Consider the following 1,114-nt stretch of genomic DNA (forward strand, 5'->3'; position numbering starts at 1 on the left):
CTAGGCAGCGTGGACAAATTTGAGCCAGTATCGGGCGGTGGCGAGATAGACCATCCCGAGGAAGCTGCTGGCCAGTTGGTCATAGCGGGTGGCGATAGCGCGGTTGATTTTGAGATGCCCGAACATGCGCTCAATGCGGTTGCGCTGCTTGTAGAGCGCCCGATCATACTCGATCTTCACGCGGCGATTTGACCGGCCGGGGATGACGTCCATGATCTTTCGCTCGGCAAGATCGGCGCGGATGGCATCGGCATCATAGCCTTTGTCTGCAAGGAGGGCGTCGGGGGCCTGTTCAGGCAGGTCGATCAAATCATCATACGCCTTGCAATCTGCCGCCTCGCCGCCCGTCAAGTGAAAGGCTAGTGGTCGTCCAAGGGCATCAGCCAGACAGTGAAGTTTACTGGTGAACCCGCCCCGCGAGCGGCCAAGAGCGCGTCGATGAGTCCCCCTTTTCCACCCGCTGCCGAGACGTGGGCGCGAACAGTGGTGCTGTCGATGCTGTAGTGGCCGCTGTCTGCCATGATCTCGGCCAATGTCACGGCGACAGCCTCCCAGACTCCGGCTTCGCTCCACCGCCGGAACCGGCGATAGATTGTGTTCCAACTCCCATATTTGGGCAGGACATCGCGCCATGGAGCGCCGCAGCGGAGCCTCCAAAGTACACCGTTGATGATCGAACGGTTCTGCTCCGGTGGCCTGCCTCGGCCACGGTTTTCAGGCTCGATTGGCAACAGGTGCTTCAAAACGCGCCATTCCGCTTCGGTGAGATCGCCCCTGCTCAAGCCCGCCTCCAAAAAGCAGCCTTGAATCAAGAGGGAGTCGCGACGTCAACGGTGCATCGACACTTTGATGACCGTCCTTCCGATGCTATCCTACCAACATGACGAAAGATGCCCGACAGTCATTGATAGCGCTCGGTTCGGTGACGTTGTTCATCGGGCTTTTCGTTGTAAGTCTCAGCTTGCTCAAAGGCATCGAGATTCCCAACTGGGTCCTTCCTTTGGGCTTGGTGCTGATGACAGTCGATTTTGGCTGGCGCATCTTCCGATGGGCACGTCCAAAACGCGCGCCCTCCGAGGAAACTCCTACGTAGATAATTTGTCCACGCCGCCTA

At 58.5% G+C, this 1,114-nt stretch carries 1 protein-coding gene; it reads right to left on the minus strand.

The window, feature by feature from the left end; translation table 11 throughout:
* Positions 1-782, minus strand: a protein-coding gene (locus tag EOE18_RS18190) for an IS5 family transposase (RefSeq protein WP_220446052.1) whose coding sequence is annotated in 2 segments (ribosomal slippage) — positions 1-455 and positions 455-782 — 783 coding nt in all. Because the reading frame shifts where the segments join, the coding sequence is not laid out codon by codon here.
* Positions 783-1,114 lie beyond the last annotated feature (332 nt).

It is taken from the genome of Novosphingobium umbonatum (assembly GCF_004005905.1).
Lineage (GTDB): Bacteria > Pseudomonadota > Alphaproteobacteria > Sphingomonadales > Sphingomonadaceae > Novosphingobium > Novosphingobium umbonatum.